The 17683-nt window shown below is 39.0% G+C and carries 20 protein-coding genes; 9 read left to right on the forward strand and 11 right to left on the reverse strand.

Translation table 11 applies throughout. The features are described 5' to 3' along the window. Positions 1-24: 24 nt before the first annotated feature. The 3 genes from ccoG to A6E03_RS20145 form a co-directional block, all read right to left on the reverse strand. Positions 25-1443, reverse strand: a complete 1419-nt coding sequence (gene ccoG, locus A6E03_RS17435) for a cytochrome c oxidase accessory protein CcoG (protein ID WP_065601403.1) — start codon at positions 1441-1443, stop codon at positions 25-27. A gap of 264 nt (positions 1444-1707) precedes the next feature. Then, a complete protein-coding gene (locus A6E03_RS17440) occupies positions 1708-1971 on the reverse strand; it encodes a YihD family protein (protein WP_065594575.1) in 264 nt (87 codons plus the stop codon). 117 nt (positions 1972-2088) lie between these two features. Further along, entirely contained in the window at positions 2089-2247 is a 159-nt protein-coding gene (locus A6E03_RS20145; protein ID WP_176703502.1) for a hypothetical protein, read from the reverse strand. A gap of 249 nt (positions 2248-2496) precedes the next feature. Between A6E03_RS20145 and A6E03_RS17445 the strand changes: the two genes are divergently transcribed. Continuing rightward, entirely contained in the window at positions 2497-3285 is a 789-nt protein-coding gene (locus A6E03_RS17445; RefSeq protein WP_065594576.1) for a sporulation protein, read from the forward strand. A 99-nt stretch (positions 3286-3384) separates the two neighbouring features. Continuing rightward, the gene (locus tag A6E03_RS17450; RefSeq protein ID WP_065601404.1) at positions 3385-4026 is read left to right on the forward strand and encodes a hemolysin III family protein; all 642 of its coding nucleotides are present in this window, start codon (positions 3385-3387) and stop codon (positions 4024-4026) included. 86 nt (positions 4027-4112) lie between these two features. On the opposite strand, the gene A6E03_RS17455 is transcribed toward A6E03_RS17450, so the two are convergent. The 5 genes from A6E03_RS17455 to def form a co-directional block, all read right to left on the reverse strand. Next, positions 4113-5558: a TrkH family potassium uptake protein gene (locus A6E03_RS17455; protein WP_065594578.1), complete on the reverse strand. Its 1446-nt coding sequence runs from the start codon at positions 5556-5558 to the stop codon at positions 4113-4115. A gap of 2 nt (positions 5559-5560) precedes the next feature. Beyond that, on the reverse strand, positions 5561-6937 hold the full coding sequence (trkA, locus tag A6E03_RS20150) for a Trk system potassium transporter TrkA (protein WP_065594579.1): 1377 nt from the start codon (positions 6935-6937) through the stop codon (positions 5561-5563). Positions 6938-6961: 24 nt separating this feature from the next. Continuing rightward, positions 6962-8242 (reverse strand): 16S rRNA (cytosine(967)-C(5))-methyltransferase RsmB, encoded by a 1281-nt coding sequence (rsmB, locus tag A6E03_RS20155; RefSeq protein ID WP_065594598.1) that lies wholly within the window; start codon positions 8240-8242, stop codon positions 6962-6964. Positions 8243-8346: 104 nt separating this feature from the next. Continuing rightward, the gene (gene fmt, locus A6E03_RS17470) at positions 8347-9294 is read right to left on the reverse strand and encodes a methionyl-tRNA formyltransferase (RefSeq protein WP_065594580.1); all 948 of its coding nucleotides are present in this window, start codon (positions 9292-9294) and stop codon (positions 8347-8349) included. A 20-nt stretch (positions 9295-9314) separates the two neighbouring features. Beyond that, positions 9315-9824: a peptide deformylase gene (gene def, locus A6E03_RS17475; protein ID WP_065594581.1), complete on the reverse strand. Its 510-nt coding sequence runs from the start codon at positions 9822-9824 to the stop codon at positions 9315-9317. Between the two features lie 117 nt (positions 9825-9941). On the opposite strand from def, the gene A6E03_RS17480 reads away from it, so the two are divergent. From A6E03_RS17480 to A6E03_RS17495, 4 genes are read left to right on the forward strand one after another with little or no spacing between them, the layout of a single operon-like run. Further along, a complete protein-coding gene (locus A6E03_RS17480) occupies positions 9942-11012 on the forward strand; it encodes a LysM peptidoglycan-binding domain-containing protein (RefSeq protein WP_065601405.1) in 1071 nt (356 codons plus the stop codon). A gap of 7 nt (positions 11013-11019) precedes the next feature. Beyond that, positions 11020-12129: a DNA-processing protein DprA gene (dprA, locus tag A6E03_RS17485; protein ID WP_065594583.1), complete on the forward strand. Its 1110-nt coding sequence runs from the start codon at positions 11020-11022 to the stop codon at positions 12127-12129. Positions 12130-12131: 2 nt separating this feature from the next. Further along, entirely contained in the window at positions 12132-12605 is a 474-nt protein-coding gene (locus A6E03_RS17490) for a DUF494 family protein (protein WP_065594584.1), read from the forward strand. A gap of 11 nt (positions 12606-12616) precedes the next feature. After that, positions 12617-13186, forward strand: coding sequence for a type I DNA topoisomerase (locus A6E03_RS17495; protein ID WP_065594585.1), 570 nt, complete (start codon positions 12617-12619; stop codon positions 13184-13186). Positions 13187-13235: 49 nt separating this feature from the next. On the opposite strand, the gene A6E03_RS17500 is transcribed toward A6E03_RS17495, so the two are convergent. Both A6E03_RS17500 and purE read right to left on the reverse strand, forming a co-directional pair. Then, complete coding sequence (locus tag A6E03_RS17500) at positions 13236-14348, reverse strand: 5-(carboxyamino)imidazole ribonucleotide synthase (RefSeq protein WP_065594586.1); 1113 nt, start codon at positions 14346-14348, stop codon at positions 13236-13238. A gap of 2 nt (positions 14349-14350) precedes the next feature. Beyond that, the gene (purE, locus tag A6E03_RS17505) at positions 14351-14836 is read right to left on the reverse strand and encodes a 5-(carboxyamino)imidazole ribonucleotide mutase (protein ID WP_065594587.1); all 486 of its coding nucleotides are present in this window, start codon (positions 14834-14836) and stop codon (positions 14351-14353) included. Positions 14837-15038: 202 nt separating this feature from the next. Between purE and A6E03_RS17510 the strand changes: the two genes are divergently transcribed. The 3 genes from A6E03_RS17510 to A6E03_RS17520 all read left to right on the forward strand — a co-directional run bounded on the left by A6E03_RS17510 (position 15039) and on the right by A6E03_RS17520 (position 16746). Beyond that, positions 15039-15596 carry a Sua5/YciO/YrdC/YwlC family protein gene (locus A6E03_RS17510; protein ID WP_065594588.1) on the forward strand — a complete coding sequence of 186 codons (558 nt, stop codon included), beginning with the start codon at positions 15039-15041 and terminating at the stop codon, positions 15594-15596. Positions 15597-15660: 64 nt separating this feature from the next. Further along, positions 15661-16482: a shikimate dehydrogenase gene (gene aroE, locus A6E03_RS17515; RefSeq protein ID WP_065594589.1), complete on the forward strand. Its 822-nt coding sequence runs from the start codon at positions 15661-15663 to the stop codon at positions 16480-16482. Beyond that, positions 16483-16746 carry a DUF1488 domain-containing protein gene (locus tag A6E03_RS17520; protein ID WP_065601406.1) on the forward strand — a complete coding sequence of 88 codons (264 nt, stop codon included), beginning with the start codon at positions 16483-16485 and terminating at the stop codon, positions 16744-16746. On the opposite strand, the gene A6E03_RS17525 is transcribed toward A6E03_RS17520, so the two are convergent. Continuing rightward, positions 16739-17284: a gamma carbonic anhydrase family protein gene (locus A6E03_RS17525; RefSeq protein ID WP_065594591.1), complete on the reverse strand. Its 546-nt coding sequence runs from the start codon at positions 17282-17284 to the stop codon at positions 16739-16741. The genes A6E03_RS17520 and A6E03_RS17525 overlap by 8 nt on opposite strands. Between the last annotated feature and the right edge of the window lie 399 nt (positions 17285-17683).

Genomic DNA, 17683 nt, shown 5'->3' on the forward strand with positions numbered 1-17683 from the left:
CCCTTTGAGTCAATAATAGTGTGATTATAGCGGTTTAAAGAAACGGCTTTCTGCTTTTATCACTTGTTGGTCATCATTTTTAATTTCAAAAATAATGGTGGTAATAGCTGTTGTTAAATTATCAGAGCTAACCCCTAAACTGATTGGCAAACTAAATACCTCTCCAGGTTCGACACTTATCTTCTCTGAACCATACCAAGTCACCTCTTCTAGACCAATGACCGTTAGTTGATAACGTTGTATCTGCTGTGTTTTATTAATGATTTTTAATGTGTAAGTATTTTCCACTAATCCAGCATTATTAATACGGGACAACTGGTTTCTATCTCGTAATACATCAAGCCCCATAGGGTCTACTGTCGCTATTTGAGCAAAAAACAAACCCATCATTAATGTCATGATCAAGCCATAACCAATCAGTTTTGGGCGCATTATATGAGTTTTATTACCGGCGAGTTTATGCTCCGTTGTATAACTAATAAGGTCTTTTTCGTACCCCATTTTATCCATAGTTTCATTACATGCATCTATACAAGCACCACAGTTAATGCATTCGTATTGAAGACCATCACGAATATCAATCCCTGTAGGACAGACTTGGACGCATAAGTTGCAATCAATACAATCGCCTAAGCCTAGTTCTTTGTGATCCTTCTTGCGAGACCTTGGGCCTCGACTCTCACCTCGTTTAGGGTCGTAACCAACGATGTAGGTATCTTTATCAAACATTGCTGATTGGAATCGAGCATAAGGGCACATATGTAAACAAACGATAGATCGCATCCAACCCGCGTTTCCATAGGTACAGGCAGCAAAAAATAGAATCCAAAATGCGGGTAAGAAGTCACTGCTGAAAGTGAAAAAATCGAGGACTAACTCTTTTACTGGAACGAAATAACCAACGAATGTGAGCCCTGTAGCGATAGCTATAGCGACCCATGCGATGTGTTTGATTATTTTTCTAACCAATAAATTAGAGGTCATAGGCATTTGATCTTGCTTGCGTCGCTTATTGGCTGAGCCTTCTAATTTTTCCTCAAACCAGATATACATAAATGTCCAAACAGTTTGAGGGCAAAGATACCCACACCATACTCGGCCTAAAAAGGTGGTAATAAAGAAGAGTCCGAAGGCGGCAATAACAAAAAGAAGAGCAAGTAAGGTGAGATCTTGAGGGAATAGCGTAGTACCAAAAAAGTTAAATTGTTGGTGGCCGATATCTAATAAAATAGCTTGGCGATCATCAAATGATACCCAAGGTGTTAAAACAAAAAGAGCTAATAAAAACCAACCGCCATAACGACGTAATTTTTGGAAGGTGCCTTTACTTTGTCGAACGTAAATACCTGAATTTGGGTTAAAGCGATCACTGCTGGATTTATGTGTTTTGGGGTTAAACTGCTTTGGAGTCACATCTTTGATGTCGATCTTATCCTGACTCATTATTCTTCCTAATTATTTTTATGAGGTATCCCAACGTGGTTTATTGAGCGTAACCACTTATTTGTTGGTGATATTAAGACATTGCGGCTCAATTATAGCCTGATGAGTAGGTTGAATTCGTAAGAAGGTTCAAATTTAGTTAAAAAAGTGTATTTTATTTGTGGCAGGATAACGTATGTATTTATTGAACTACCCAAGTAAATATTGTTGACGCGAGTTCTGAATATTACTTGGGTATGAAGTTGGTATTAAGGTCTTTATGGCTTATAACAGTCCACGAGCTCTTAAAATTGCGGTTTTGAAATCATCTTCTTGGTCTTTAGCAAGGCCTGGGATCATCTCTGTTTTCTCACTGTTTCTCATTTTTAAATGATAAATAAGAACATCATCAGTTAGATCTTCAAGTTTGCCTTCGTACCTAGTTTCTTCTGCTAGCTTTATAATAAACTGCATTAGATTTAGTTCTGGTTCTTTTTTCCATTCAGGATGGATTAATTCGATTAATTCATTAACACGGTGGCATTTCATTGAGCATTCTCCCTATAATTATTAGGGTTAGTATATCTAAGTTATAAAAGATGTTAAGTGGGATGTAACGGTTGTTTTCAGAAAAAAAAAGCGCAACCAATAGGTCACGCTTTTTAATTATGCCGCGAATGAAATTTCTTTTAGAGTTTCTGGTTTTTCTGAAACTATTAAAGTCATTTCAGGGACGTTCTTTTTCGTTACAGCAACTTTTACAAAGTGGCTGCGACGACGATCCACGCTGTGCGTTGAAGCAGAGCGTGAGAACCTGACAGTCATAGGACGCATTGTCGATCTCTATAGCCAGGCACTTCCTTGGCCAAATTAATGACCTAACTATTTATGAGTTACATCAAAATGGAACTCGTTTCTAGCTTTCGCAATCCAAATAAATAGTCAGGATTATGTGTTTAAAAAACACCCAGTAAGGGTATCATAAACTGTCAATTAGTCGAGATGCATCTCAACGCATTTTTACGATCTAGTTAATAATAACAGTATAAAACATGGATGAGTTAGGAGGTAAAAATGTCTTTTTTTAAGAAAACGTTGGCGTCATTAGGCATTGGATCTGCAAATGTTGATACGGTCATTCACCATGAAGTATTAATTCCTGGGCAAAAAATGCAGATTACGATTGAAGTCACTGGTGGATCTTCACCCCAACAAATCGATAATATTGACTTGAAGTTATGTTGCCAATATAAAAAAGAAGTGACACGTAACCGTCAAAATGGGTCACAAACACAAATCATAAAACAAACTTATGTGCTAGCTGATTGGAGTTTGCCTTATGCCTTTATGATAGAGCCAAAACAAGAACGAAAGTTTGAATTAGAGCTCGATCTTCCTTTAAATACTCCTGTGACGATTGGGGATGCAAAAGTATGGGTTCAAACAGGGTTAGACGTATCTCTAGGGTTAGACCCTACAGATAAAGATCCTATTACTGTTCGTCCTGATCCATTACTTGATGGTGTTTTAACGGCATTAGAAACGGAAGGATTACGAATTCGTCAGGTTGAATGTGAGTATGTAAAAGGATTTGAACTTCCTTTTGTTCAGGAGTTTGAATTTGTGCCATTTGATGGACCATATCATGGCCGCTGGCGTGAGCTGGAAATTATAGCTCACCGGAAAAGTGATGAGCTAGAATTGTGGTTTGAAATAGATAGAAGGCATCAATCTGGTGTTTTAGGGTTGTTATCATCAATGTTAGGAAATGGAGAGTTAAAACGAAAGTTAGTACTTTCAACTAAATTATCTCCAGAAGACGCGGGACAACAAGTGATTGATTTTTTGAATCAAACAACGTGATACATTTTCCGGATGAAAAACATCACATTTAAGCTTACATGTGTACGCTTAAATGTGGCATACTGCTTTTATGTCGAGTAATCACTCTATGGGAGCTTTATGTCAATGCCTTATTCAAAAAAAGAAGAATTAGCCAATAGCCTAACTCATGGTTTAGGGCTTATTTTTGGTGTCATAGCGTTAACATTATTGCTTATTAAGGCGAATGCTGTTGATGCAGATTGGTTAACTCTTGCGAGTATGTCTGTGTATGGTGCCAGTATTATTTTACTGTTTCTGGCCTCAACGCTATATCATTCTATTGCTGCCCCTAAAGCAAAGCGTTTATTAAAAACGCTTGATCACTGTGCCATATTCTTGCTTATTGCAGGTAGTTACACCCCTTATCTTTTAGTGAGTTTACGTACCCCCCTAGCCTATTGGTTGATGGCTGTTATTTGGGCTATTGCTTTGATTGGTATTATAGGCAAGATTGTTTTTGTCTATCGGTTTAAAAAACTGTCACTGATTACTTATCTTGTTATGGGGTGGTTATCTGTGATAGCGGTTTATCAATTAGTGATTCATATTGATATTAATGGCGTTATTTTATTAGGCCTTGGTGGTGTAATTTACTCTTTAGGGGTTATTTTTTATGTTGCGAAGAAGATCCCATATAACCATGCAATTTGGCATCTATTTGTATTAGGTGGGTGTATTACTCAATTTTTATCGATTTATTATTATGTGAAGCCGGTATAACCCCCCTTTTTCGAGTATAAAAAATGGCGTTAGAGATACTTTTATAAAGAAACTCTAGCGCCATTTTTGTATCTATTTACAGGTTTTTATCCTTTCCAGAAGGCTGGAAAGAAGAGAACTAATACCGTTAAAATTTCTAATCGACCCATTAACATCCCAATACTTAATATCCATTTCGCAGCATCTGGTAATGTTGAAAAATTTCCTGTAGGGCCAACGATGTGCCCCATTCCAGGTCCAACGTTAGCGACTGCCGTAACAGCACTGGTTATGCTGGTTACGGGGTCAAGACCTAAACTGCCCAATAATGCAGCAATAACAATAATTGTTAAAATGAAAGTAAACACTAAAGCAACCACTGAACGAGCAATGTCATCGGTTACTGGGCGTCCATTATAACGTTGAACAAATATCCCTGATGGATGGATAAGTTTCATCATTTGTTTATTGAGCATGGTTGAGGCAATTTGAAAGCGGAAAATTTTAATACCACCCGCGGTTGATCCTGAACATGCACCAGTTAACATTACGAAGGCAAAAATAATGGCCGGGAATGCTCCCCATGCGGTGAAGTCATCTAAACCAAAACCTGTCGTAGTGACGACTGATATTATATTGAATACAGAAACTCGCAATGCATCCATTATCTCATAGTCATTATGAATAACTAACCAAGCTGCAATTAAGAGACTGGTGGTTAATACTAATTTAAGATAACCAACAACTTGAGCATCTTTAAATAGAACTTTGGGATCGCGCTTTTTAAGTACTTGAATAAATAATAAAAAAGGCAAACCACCTGCAAACATAAAGAAAGAAGCAACCCAGTGAGTACTATTAGAAAAGCGATTCATTGAACTGTCAGATGTTGAATAACCTCCCGTAGATAGCGTTGTGAACGCGTGGTTTATTGCTTCAAATGGTGTCATTCCTGTGACTAAATAACTTAAAAAACAAAGTAAAGTTAGGCTGAGATAAACGTTAACAATGTACTTGGCGACATACTTAGTTCTTGGGGCACTTTTGTCTGACCAATCAGATGATTCAGTTTGGAATAACCGCATACCACCGACATTTAACATAGGAAGAACCGCTACTGCCATTACGATAAAGCCGACACCGCCAAGCCATTGTAATGTTGAACGCCATAGTAAAATACTGGGAGCCATATCATCCAGGCCGCTTAATACGGTTGAGCCTGTTGTCGTTATTCCTGACATGGTTTCAAAGTATGCGTCAGTAAAACTAATGTGGTTGATGAACACAAAAGGCAGAGCAGCAAAGGTACTGGCGATGGTCCATACCAGAGTAGTGATAAGAAACATATCCCGCACATTCATCTTAAACTGCTTACTGCGGCCCAAAGTTAAACAAGCAAATGCCACTATGTGTGTAATAGCAACCGCTTGTGCAAATTCGATAAAACCACCAGTACCAGTAAATAAGGCAACAAGGGTTGGGATATACATGAATAGGGCGAGCTTAGACAGCACAAGCCCTATAACAAATAAGATCGGTTTGTAGTTAACCATAATTACAAGAAGAACGGACTCGGTTGGAATAAGCGTTCGACATCCTGTACGTATTTCTTATCCACTAGGAACATAACTACGTGATCATCTTGCTCGATCACAGTCTTATCGTGGGCAATAAGAACCTCTTCGCCACGAACAATAGCACCAATTGTGGTGCCGGGTGGAAGCTTAATATTTTGAACTTCTTTTCCAACAACTTTAGACGTGGTTTCGTCACCATGAGCAATCGCTTCAATAGCTTCAGCTGCGCCACGACGAAGAGAGGATACGTTAACGATATCAGCACGACGAACGTGCGTTAATAGTGCTGAAATGGTCGCTTGTTGTGGCGAAATAGCAACGTCAATCACTCCTCCTTGAACTAAATCGACATAGGCACTGCGTTGGATAAGAACCATTACTTTTTTAGCCCCCATGCGTTTAGCTAGCATGGCTGACATGATGTTGGCTTCATCTTCGTTGGTTACAGCAATGAATACATCGACCTGATCAATGTGTTCTTCGCTTAATAACTCTTGGTCAGCGGCATCGCCACAGAAAACGATACTTTCTTCAAGTAACTCTGATAATTGCTCTGCTCGTTTCATATTGCGTTCAATCAGTTTAACGCTGTAGTTTTGCTCTAGGCGCTTCGCAAGGCCTGCGCCAATGTTACCGCCACCAACAATCATAATACGCTTGTATGGACGCTCTAGGCGCTGTAATTCACTCATAACAGAGCGAATGTGATTACTTGCAGCGACGAAGAACACTTCGTCATCGGCTTCAATCACTGTGGTGCCTTGAGGTCTAATTGGGCGACCTTGACGAAAAATAGCCGCAACACGAGTATCAATATGCGGCATATGATCACGAAGTGCTGAAAGTGCATTACCGACTAACGGACCACCGTAGTACGCTTTTACTGCAACGAGACTGACTTTCTTCTCTGCAAAACTCGCGACTTGTAGTGCTCCTGGATATTCGATTAAGCGTTCTATATAACCTGTAACCAACTCTTCTGGTGCAATGAGATGATCGACAGGGATAGCATCGGATTGGAATAAACGCTCTTTTTCTTTTAGGTATTCAGGTGAACGAATACGAGCAATACGGTTTGGTGTATTGAAAATAGTAAATGCGATCTGACAAGCTATCATATTGGTTTCATCAGAGTTGGTTACCGCAACCAACATATCGGCATCTTGCGCTCCGGCTTCTCTTAGAGTGTCTGGGTGACTAGCAAATCCTTGAACAACACGTAAGTCGTATTTATCTTGTAGTTCACGCAGTCGTTCAGCGCTTTTATCAACAACCGTAATGTCGTTGTTTTCGCCAACCAAATTTTCAGCCAGTGTGCCGCCAACTTGCCCAGCACCTAAGATTATGATTTTCATACCGCTTGCTCGCTCGTATATAGATTATGCTTTTTGTAAAACAGCGTAGTAGAAGCCGTCCATATTTTCTTCACCAGGAAGAATCTGACGTCCCGGTTTAGCTGGGTCGGTATTATCAATTAAAGATGCGTTGTTTGTACGATCTAAAAAGGCTTTTACTTGCTCGCAGTTTTCTTGTGGTGTAATTGAACAGGTTGCATACACCATGGTGCCGCCTGATTTCAATTGTAGCCACATAGCATCAAAGATTTCACTTTGCAGCTCAGCAAGTGCTTTAATGTCTTCTGAGCGTCGTAACCATTTAATATCTGGGTGACGACGAATAACGCCGGTTGCAGAACAAGGTGCATCTAACAAAATACGGTCAAATTGTTCGCCCTGCCACCATTCTTCAGGATGACGAGCATCACCACAAATAACTTTTGCAGTTAAGTTAAGTCGCTCTAAGTTTTCATATACGCGAGTTAAGCGAGTTTCATCACAATCAATAGCAACGACATTGGTATCTGTAGTGCGTTCTAAAATATGTGCTGTTTTACCACCTGGGGCGGCACAACAATCAAGAATGAGTTCACCATCTTGTGGTTGTAAGTACTCTACAGATAACTGAGCGGCTGCATCTTGAACTGATACCCAACCTTGCTCAAAACCAGGCAAGGTAAATACATCACGCGCTTTATCTAACAATAGCGCATCTGTTGCTTGGCTATGTGGTGTTACTTCTATTTCTTCTTTTTCAAGTAATGCAATATATTCGTCGCGAGTGTGGTGTTGGCTATTTACGCGTAACCACATTGGTGCTTTGCTGTTGTTTGCTTCAACAATCGATTCCCATTGTGTTGGGTACGCTTCTTTTAGCATTTTTAACAACCAACCAGGGTGGCCATATTTGCCAGAGTCATGACTGATTGATTTAGTGTCTAATTCTTCTTGGTTACGTTGGTAGCTACGTAGAACGCCGTTAATTAGGCCTCGTAGTTTTGGGCCTTTTAGGTTTTTAGTCCCTTCAACGGTTTCACCAACGGCAGCATGAGCAGGTATGCGCATAAAGCTTAGTTGATAAATTCCGACCAAAATAAGGTGGTGAAAAACACGTTGTTTTCCTTTTAATGGTTTATCCATTAGCGATTGAGCTACAGATTCCAAACGAGGAAGAAAGCGCAGTACGCCATAACAGATCTCTTGCAGTAAAGCTTGATCACGAGGTTTTATTTCGGATTGAGCTTTTGGAAGTGCAGAAGAGAGAGAATGACCCTGATCGACAACTTGATAAATAACTTTTGCTGCCGCAGCACGAACGTTCATGTCATCACCTAAAATATGATTGGCAAAAATAAAATGGCAAATACGATATTTGCCATTTAAAAAGTAAGGTGGCAATTATGCCACCTTTTTTATGTTTTGAAGAGTTAGTTAAGTGTATTACCCACTTCGAACCATTCTTTGCGAGAATTCAAAATATCTTGAACGCCCATTGCTTTTTTTCCAGGAACTTGCAGTTGTTCAAATACAATTGCATTTGTACCTGTTGCTACATAGATCCCGGTTTTATCTGCTTGAATGATGGTTCCTGGTAATGCATCTCCCTCGTAATTTTCAACGCGAGATTGCCATACCTTTATCGCTTTATCTTCAACAGAGAAATGGCTCATCGGCCAAGGATTAAAAGCACGAACACAACGTTCAATAGCATCTGCATCCATAGTCCAATCAATCTTAGCTTCTTCTTTGCTCAGTTTCTTCGCGTAATTAGCCAGTTCATCGTTTTGCTTTTGTGCAACCGCTGTGCCATTCGCGATCGTAGATAAGCAATCAACTAAAGCAATAGGACCAAGTTCAGCTAACTTGTTGTACATTGATGCGCTGGTATCTGTTGTTTCAATTGGCAGCGTTGCAATACTTAGCATGTCACCAGTATCTAAACCGATATCCATTTGCATGATGGTTACGCCAGTTTCGGCATCGCCAGCCCAGATTGAGCGTTGAATTGGAGCTGCGCCACGCCAACGAGGTAAAATTGAACCATGAACGTTAATACAGCCTAATTTAGGTGTATCTAGTACCGTTTGTGGTAACAATAAACCGTAAGCTACTACAACCATTAAGTCTGCGTTCAGTTCAGCAAGTTCTTGCTTTGCTTCATCGCTTTTAAAGTTTTCAGGTTGGAACACCGGTATGTTGTGTTCAAGAGCGACCTCTTTTACTGGGCTCGCCGTTAGTTTTTTCCCTCGACCAGCAGGTCGATCTGGTTGGGTATAGACCCCTATCACTTCATGGTGAGAATTGATAAGCGCCAATAAATGACGAGCAGCAAAATCAGGAGTGCCGGCAAAGACAATGCGTAATGGTTTGTTCAAATGAACCTCGATACCAATGATTATTTTTTTTCGTTGAATTTTTTGATTTTTTCTAGTTTTTCTTTGATGCGCTTACGCTTTAGCGGCGATAAGTAATCAACGAATAATTTGCCATCAAGATGGTCTAATTCGTGCTGTACACAGATAGCTAATAAATCGTCAGCATCGAAACTGAATTCTTTTCCATCGCGATCAAGTGCTGTCACTGAAACTTCAGCTGAACGAGGAACCACCCCTTTTGCTCCTGGAACCGATAAACAGCCTTCTTCAATACCATCATCTCCACTTTTTTGAGTGATGATTGGGTTGATTAATACCATCGGTTCATCGCGAGAGTCAGATACATCGATAACAACGATACGTTGATGGAAATCGACTTGCGTAGCAGCAAGACCAATACCTTCTTCGTCGTACATGGTTTCAATCATGTCATCAATGAATTTTTGAATCTCAGGAGTTACTGTTTCTACCGGTTTTGCTACTGTACGTAGACGATCGTCCGGGAACGTTAATACTTCTAATAAAGCCATAATTACTCTAAATGTTGAACTGCGCCGTAAACGGCGTAAACCTAATAGCTCCAATTCTAGACATTTTATTAAGCAAATGACAGCATCGGTTCAAATGTCTGATAAGGAAAGCGGACCATGTTTAAAAAAATATTCATTTTCACTTCATTTTGTAGTGTTATTGTTTTCTCATCAACTTCATTTTCAGGTGAAGATAAATTGGTGTTAAAACAAGATTATCCTAGTAATTACACGGTTAAAAAAGGCGATACACTGTGGGATATATCCGCTTTGTTTTTGGATAGCCCTTGGTTTTGGCCTAAATTATGGCAAATTAATCCTGAAATTAATAACCCCCATCTTATTTATCCAGGAGACAAGTTAAGTCTGACTTGGCTTAACGGCAACCCTGTGCTTAGTGTTAAACCACTTAAAAAACTTTCACCTAAAACGAGAACGGTAGTTAAAGAACCTGTTCCAACTTTGCCAACGAGTTTAGTTGTGCCTTATTTGCAATCCGATCGATTGATTGATGCAGATAATTATAGGGAATCATTCCGAGTACTTGGGACAAGTGATGGAAGAAAGTTTCTAAGTAGTAATGAGAGAGTATATGTAGATGCAAAATTAACACATAAGGAATGGGGAATTTATAGAACGGTAAATGAATTTTCGAGAAAGGATATAAAAGAAACGGCCTATGCATTGCGATTAGTCGGTACGGCTGAATTGGCCGAAAGCACTGAAGATATGAGTGGGTTAAAGGTTGTTAAGCAGCAACAAGAAATTGCAATTAATGATGTTGTTCTTCCAATTACGTCTGGTGAGATAAGTAAGGAATTGACGACTACTTTTTACCCACAACCAGCACCAAAAGGAATGGGCGTATCCATATTAGGTTCTATCGATGGCGGTGAATATTTGGCGGTGAATCAAGTGGCAGTTATTGATCGAGGAAGTAATGACGGTTTATTTCAAGGCAGTATGTTTTCTTTGAAAGAAGAAGGTTATGTTGTTAAAGGAAATAAAGGAGAATATTACTACGATCTTGATAAGGGAAAAAATAAGAATAGCCACCAACTACCACAAACTCAAATTGGAGAGTTAATCGTTATTCGACCTTATGAAACATTTAGTTTAGCGCTTATCACTAGGAGTGAGATGCCAATACATAAAGGTGTTATAGCTGTTTCTCCAAATAAGGAGTGATTAAATTATGACAACTTCAGAAGCACATTTATCTGCTTGGCTTACTTTATGTTTTTGTCCTCGGATTGGTGGAAAAATAATGACTCGCTTATGGGCGGTTGATTCACCAGAAAATATATTGAAATACAGCACAGATCGACTTATTGCTTTGGGGTTGTCATCAACGCAAATTACTTACCTACAAAGCTCTGAGCATAAAGAAGTGAATCAATGCTTAGAGTGGCAAAATCAAAGTGCTCTTAATACTATAGTGGCACTAACGAATCCTATATACCCTAAATTACTTTCAGAGATTAGTGCGCCTCCCCCAGTTTTATTTGTTAAGGGAGATCCTCTTACGTTATCTGAACCACAAGTCGCTATCGTAGGTAGTCGTAATGCAAGTCTTGAGGGGTTAGATTGTGCTAAACAATTTGCTTGTTCTATTGTCCAACATAATTATGTTGTTACTAGTGGGTTAGCGTTAGGTGTTGATGGCTATGCTCATCATGGTGCCATCGAGGCGAAAGGTAAAACCATAGCGGTTCTCGGTTCTGGTTTGGAAAGGATTTATCCCGCAAAACATCGTTCATTGGCGCACCGTGTTATTGATAGCGGCGCGTTAGTTTCAGAATTTCGTCCTGATGCACCTCCAAGGCCTGACAATTTCCCAAGACGGAACCGTATAATTAGTGGATTATCTACAGGCGTTCTGGTCGTAGAAGCTGCTGAACGGTCAGGTTCTTTAATCACAGCCAGATATGCGAATGAACAAGGGCGAGAGGTTTTTGCTCTTCCTGGATCAATACAAAACCCAACAGCGAAGGGATCTAATGCATTAATTAGAGCGGGCGCGAAACTGGTTTCTACGCCTGAAGATATATTTAACGAAATTGGGGCGTTAACCGAGTGCGCAATATCTCACCAACCGTCATTATTTGAGCAAGAAGTTATCACAGAACAATTGCCATTTCCTGAAGTGTTCGCTACCGTAGGCAGTGAGGCGACGCCTGTTGATATTATCGCAGAGCGGTGTCAGATGCCTGTACATGAAATCATGATGCAATTACTTGAATTAGAGTTGCAAGGTTTCATCGCTGCAGTCCCAGGGGGTTACATTAAAAATCGGAGGGGCTAGCCATGATGGATGTTCTGATGTATCTATTTGAAACATATATCCATAGTGATGTTGAATTAAGTGTAGATCAAGAAAAATTAGAAGATGAGTTACTTAAAGCCGGATTCCACCAAGACGCAGTCTATAAAGCGCTGGATTGGTTGGAAGATTTAGCTCGTTTACAAGAAGATGATTCCTTTACACATATCGAGAAAAATACGTCGACGTCAATGCGTATTTATACCCAGCAAGAAATTGATGGTATTGATACTGATTGTCGTGGTTTTTTATTATTTTTAGAACAAATAAAAGTACTTACCTGTGAAACTAGAGAAATGGTTATTGAGCAGGTAATGTCTTTAGAAACTGATGAGTTGTCATTAGATGATTTGAAATGGGTTGTGTTAATGGTGTTATTTAACGTCCCTGGTCAAGAAAGTGCTTATACACAGATGGAAGAGTTACTTTATACTGCCGATGTCGGTATGACGCATTAAGGTTTTATTGGATGTCTGGAAAAATAGATAAGCAATTATTTAAAGCTCATGAACACGCTTTAGAGCATGAATCTTGTCCTGAATGTAGTGGTGAATTAACTATTCGCTACGGCAAAAGGGGGCCATTTTTAGGGTGTAATAACTATCCTGAGTGTGAGTATATTCGCCCACTAAAAAGTAATGATGGTCATATAGTAAAAGAATTAGGCGTTCCTTGCCCTGAGTGTGAGAGTGAGTTAGTACTAAGGCAAGGCCGTTATGGAATGTTTGTTGGTTGTTCTTCTTACCCTAAATGTACGCATATAGAGTCATTGGAACAAAAAAAAGAAGATCCGAAAGTGCATATTGATTGCCCAAGCTGTCATAAAGGTCTTTTGCATGAAAAAAAATCACGTTTTGGTAAAGCATTTTATGCGTGTGACGGGTATCCAAATTGTCGTTTTGTCGTTAATTTAGAGCCCCAGAGTGGTAGTTGCCAAATGTGTGGTTTTTCTTTATTACTGAAGAAAGAAACGGCGGCAGGAGTAAAGCTTGTTTGTGCAGATAAAAAATGCAGTGCGATACAAGGAAAGAAAGAGTAACTCGATAACTATTCCTAAAAATAGATAGAGTTACTCTATATCAATTATCTTATGCAAGAACAGGGAAAGCGTCCCTGTCTAGTATTGTTGATAGTGTAGCCAGTTCCTTTTGTAGATTTTCTGAAGATGAGGCACATACATTTATGTGTCCCATTTTTCTTCCAGCCCTTTTCTCTTTACCATACCAATGAACATGGCAGTTGGGCATCGTGAGTATATTTTTTGGTAAAGAATCTTCGCCTAGAATATTGATCATGGCTGTTGACCTAAGTAGCTCAGTACCGTTTAGAGGTAAATTACATACAGCTCGTATGTGCATTTCAAATTGACAAACATCAGTACCTTGTTGTGTCCAGTGACCAGAGTTATGAACTCGAGGTGCAATTTCATTTACTAGTAGCTGTCCATTGACATCAAAGAACTCAATTGCAAGCACACCTATATAGTTAAGTTCATCAGCGATAGCTGAAAACATCTTATCGGCTTGCTGTTGTAATTCACTGGTACCCTCTAAGGCTGTTGATAGTGCGAGCACCCCATCAACGTGAACATTCTCTGTTAGAGGATATGTCACCATATCACCATTTTTATTACGAGCACCGATCAGGGAAACTTCACGATTAAAAGGAATAAATTGTTCAGCAACCATTGCTTGGTTTGGTGAACTCTTTATAAGTTCTTCCATTTCATTCCAAACTTGGTTTACTTGGTCGTGTTCTTTTAAGCGCCATTGGCCTTTGCCATCATAGCCACCAAGTGCGCTTTTTAATACCATTGGAAGTCCAACAATATCAATTGCGTTTAAGAAATCTTCTTTTGTATTGATGATGTGGTATTTGGCATTAGATACTTTAGAATTGTCCAAAAGCACTTTTTCTAAGCGACGATCTCCTCCTGCTTTTATTGCATCAGGATTTGGCTGAAATTTTCCACTTTGGCTACATATATCTAAAATATCATGTGGAATATGTTCGAACTCAGCAGTAATTACCGTAACGTCATCAATAGCTTGTTCTAATGATAAATTAATAAGCTGCTGAGTTAATGGATGTACAACATTTTGGTTATTTACGTCATAAGCAATAATTTCAATATTCAATGGTGCACTTGCAAGCGCCATCATACGAGCGAGTTGACCTGAACCGAGTACAAGCACTTTCATGATTAGTCCTCTGATGGATCTGGGTTTGCTAATACAGTATCTGTTTGCTCTTTACGGAATGCTTCAACAGAGGCCATCACTTCTTCATTTGATGTTCCAATGATTTGAGCTGCAAGAATACCTGCATTGGCAGCTCCTGCTTCACCAATGGCAAGAGTACCTACTGCGATGCCTTTTGGCATTTGGACGATAGAAAGAAGAGAATCCATCCCTTTAAGTGCTTTAGATTGAACAGGAACACCAAGAACGGGAATACTAGTAAACGCAGCTGCCATTCCAGGAAGATGAGCAGCGCCACCAGCACCAGCAATAATAACTTTGATACCACGATCTTTTGCTTGAGTTGCATAGTCAGCAAGTAACTGTGGGGTTCTATGAGCTGAAACTACTTTTGTTTCATAAGGAACATTAAAGCGATCAAGCATTTCAGCGGCTAGTTTCATTGTTGGCCAGTCTGATTTTGAACCCATGATAATACCGACTTTCATTGTGAACTCCTTGGATAAAGATATTGGCAATATATAAAAGTTGGCAGCATTATATGGGTATTTGAGATGAAGGGAAACGTTTGCGTAAGGAAAAATACAAGTTATTAACTATTATTGACAATTGAAAAATGGAAAGCAGTTGTTTGATTTAATCTTATCAATAGAATAGAGAGACTAATTTAGTCTAATTAATGGTGTAAGAGTGAAGAATCTAGATCTAGTCGTAAAAGCCTTAAATAATGGTGATGTTATCGCCTACCCGACAGAAGGTGTTTTTGGTGTTGGCTGTGATCCAGATAATGAATCTGCAATCCATAAGTTATTAGCGGTTAAACAACGCCCTCAAGAGAAGGGGCTAATATTGATCGCAGCTTCTATTGAGCAATTACTTCCTTATGTTGATTTATCTCAATTAGGGAGTAAACAAATAGAGCAGATAAAGTCGACATGGCCAGGACCTGTGACATGGATAGTTCCTGTAAACCAAAATACACACTTTTTAGTTACTGGCCAGTTTGACAGTATCGCAGTTAGAGTTACTGCTCATGAACAAGTTAAAGCTATCTGTTCAGCGTTTGGAAAGCCGATTACCTCAACAAGTGCAAACCTTTCAGGTTATGAACCTTGTCGAACCGTGTCTGAAGTTCAGAAACAGTTAGGAGATACCGGGGTCGTTATTTTTGAGGGAGAGGTAGGTAATAGAACTCAGCCTACGGAAATTCGTGATGCAAAAACAGGAAACACATTACGCCAAGGCTAATGCATCTATTATTTCTTTAAGGTAAGGTGACTTAATTAACGTTATTTATTGAAAGGAATCACTTATGGATAAGTATGCTGTTTTTGGTAATCCAATAACACAAAGTAAATCCCCCTTTATACATACCTTATTCGCGCGTCAGACAATTCAATCTTTAGAGTATGTTGCTATTGAGGCTCCTGTGGATGGTTTTCTAGATGCAGTAACTGATTTTTTCGCTAACGGTGGGAAAGGCTGTAATATTACTGTCCCTTTTAAAGAAGAAGCATTTCAATTTGCAAACCAATTAACAGAGCGAGCAAAACTAGCTGGTGCGGTTAATACATTAAAGAAATTAGATGATGGAATTGTCTTGGGCGACAATACTGATGGCGAAGGACTGGTTCAAGATTTACTGCAATACCAAATCCCACTTCAAGGTAAGCGCATTTTATTAATAGGTGCAGGCGGTGCGGCTCGTGGTGTGCTTCTTCCTTTATTAAAGCAAAATCCCTCTTCTATTACTGTCGTAAATCGTACTTATGAAAAAGCAGAAACACTGGCTACTATCTTTTCAAATTACGGAACTATTAATGCAGTACGGATGAATGAGGTTGATGAATCATTTGATATAGTTATTAACTCGACATCAGCAAGCTTATCTGGACAGCTACCTGATATCAGTGCAACAATTTTTTCTAAAAATACGATTAGCTATGACATGATGTATGGTCAAGGAAAAACGGTATTTAACCAATGGGCATTAAAACACCATGCACACCAAGCTTATGACGGACTAGGGATGCTCGTTGGGCAAGCCGCGGAAAGTTTTACTGTGTGGCGAGGTCTTCGTCCTGGTGGGAAACAGATATTGCGTGAATTACGAAAAAACTTAGAAGGTATTTAAATGAATCAGTCAATCCTTTTTAGTGACGATGTTCAATGGAATGAAGAGACACAAACTATTTTATTCTCTGCTCAGCAGATGGGAAATTTAATTCAATGTCATGTTGCTATTTCATGGTTAGAGTCTGAAAGTGGAGGGGTGATAATAAATGATGCAGATGCATTACGTGTTTTTGAAGAATATCGTTTTGATGTAGAAGAACAAGCAGAAGCATTGATAGAAGATGAAGAATTCAATGCTTCTGGTGAAATTATCATTAATTAGTTTCTTCCTCTATATAGTCATTTTTGAATGAAACGTAATTCATTGCCGATTTTTTTAAAAAGGCAATTTCTTCTACTGATAATTCTCTAATCTGTTTTACTGGGCTACCTATATAAAGGTAGCCACTTTTAAGGGTTTTATTTGGTGGAACTAAACTGCCTGCGCCAATCATGACATCAGATTCAATAATGGCATTATCTAAAACAATACTTCCCATCCCTACAAGTACACGGTGTTGTATTTCGCAACCATGAAGCATTACTTTATGTCCTATTGTTACATCATCTCCAATAAGTAATGGCGCTCCTTTAGGGTTTTCTTCATTCTTATGGGTTACGTGTAAGATGGAACCATCTTGAATATTACTTCGTTGACCAATAATTATAGAATTAACATCACCTCGAGCAGCAACTAAGGGCCAAATGCTAGAATCATCACCAATGGTAATATCTCCAATTAAAACACTGGATGTATCTATATATGTACGTAAACCAATCGTAGGAAAGATAGATTTATAACTGCGTAATGATGATTTCATATGATAGCCCTTGAAATTGATAGGTTACTGTTAATAAAATGGGGTAATTAAGATAATTTAGCACTGATTTGCTTGTACTTTAACCATAAAAGCATAAATATGAAATTATCTTTAAAAAGAGCTTGCCAATGTGATCTAACTCTCTATAATGCGACCTCACTGACACGGAGAGCCCATCCCATAAGGGGTTTGCAATCAGAGTTAGTAAGATGGTTTAGAATTTAAGTTTCAAATAAGTGCTTGACACTGAAGCTTGATTCGATAAAATAACCGTCCTCTTCACAGAAAGGCGAAAACGCTTTGAAAGTAGAAGAAAAGCTCTTTAACAATTTGAAACCTATTAATCTGTGTGGGCACTTGTGAGTTGATAATCACTAGTTTGCTTTTACTTCTCGAAGT

Origin of the sequence: Aliivibrio sp. 1S128, assembly GCF_001691065.1 — a bacterium.
Classification (GTDB): domain Bacteria; phylum Pseudomonadota; class Gammaproteobacteria; order Enterobacterales; family Vibrionaceae; genus Aliivibrio.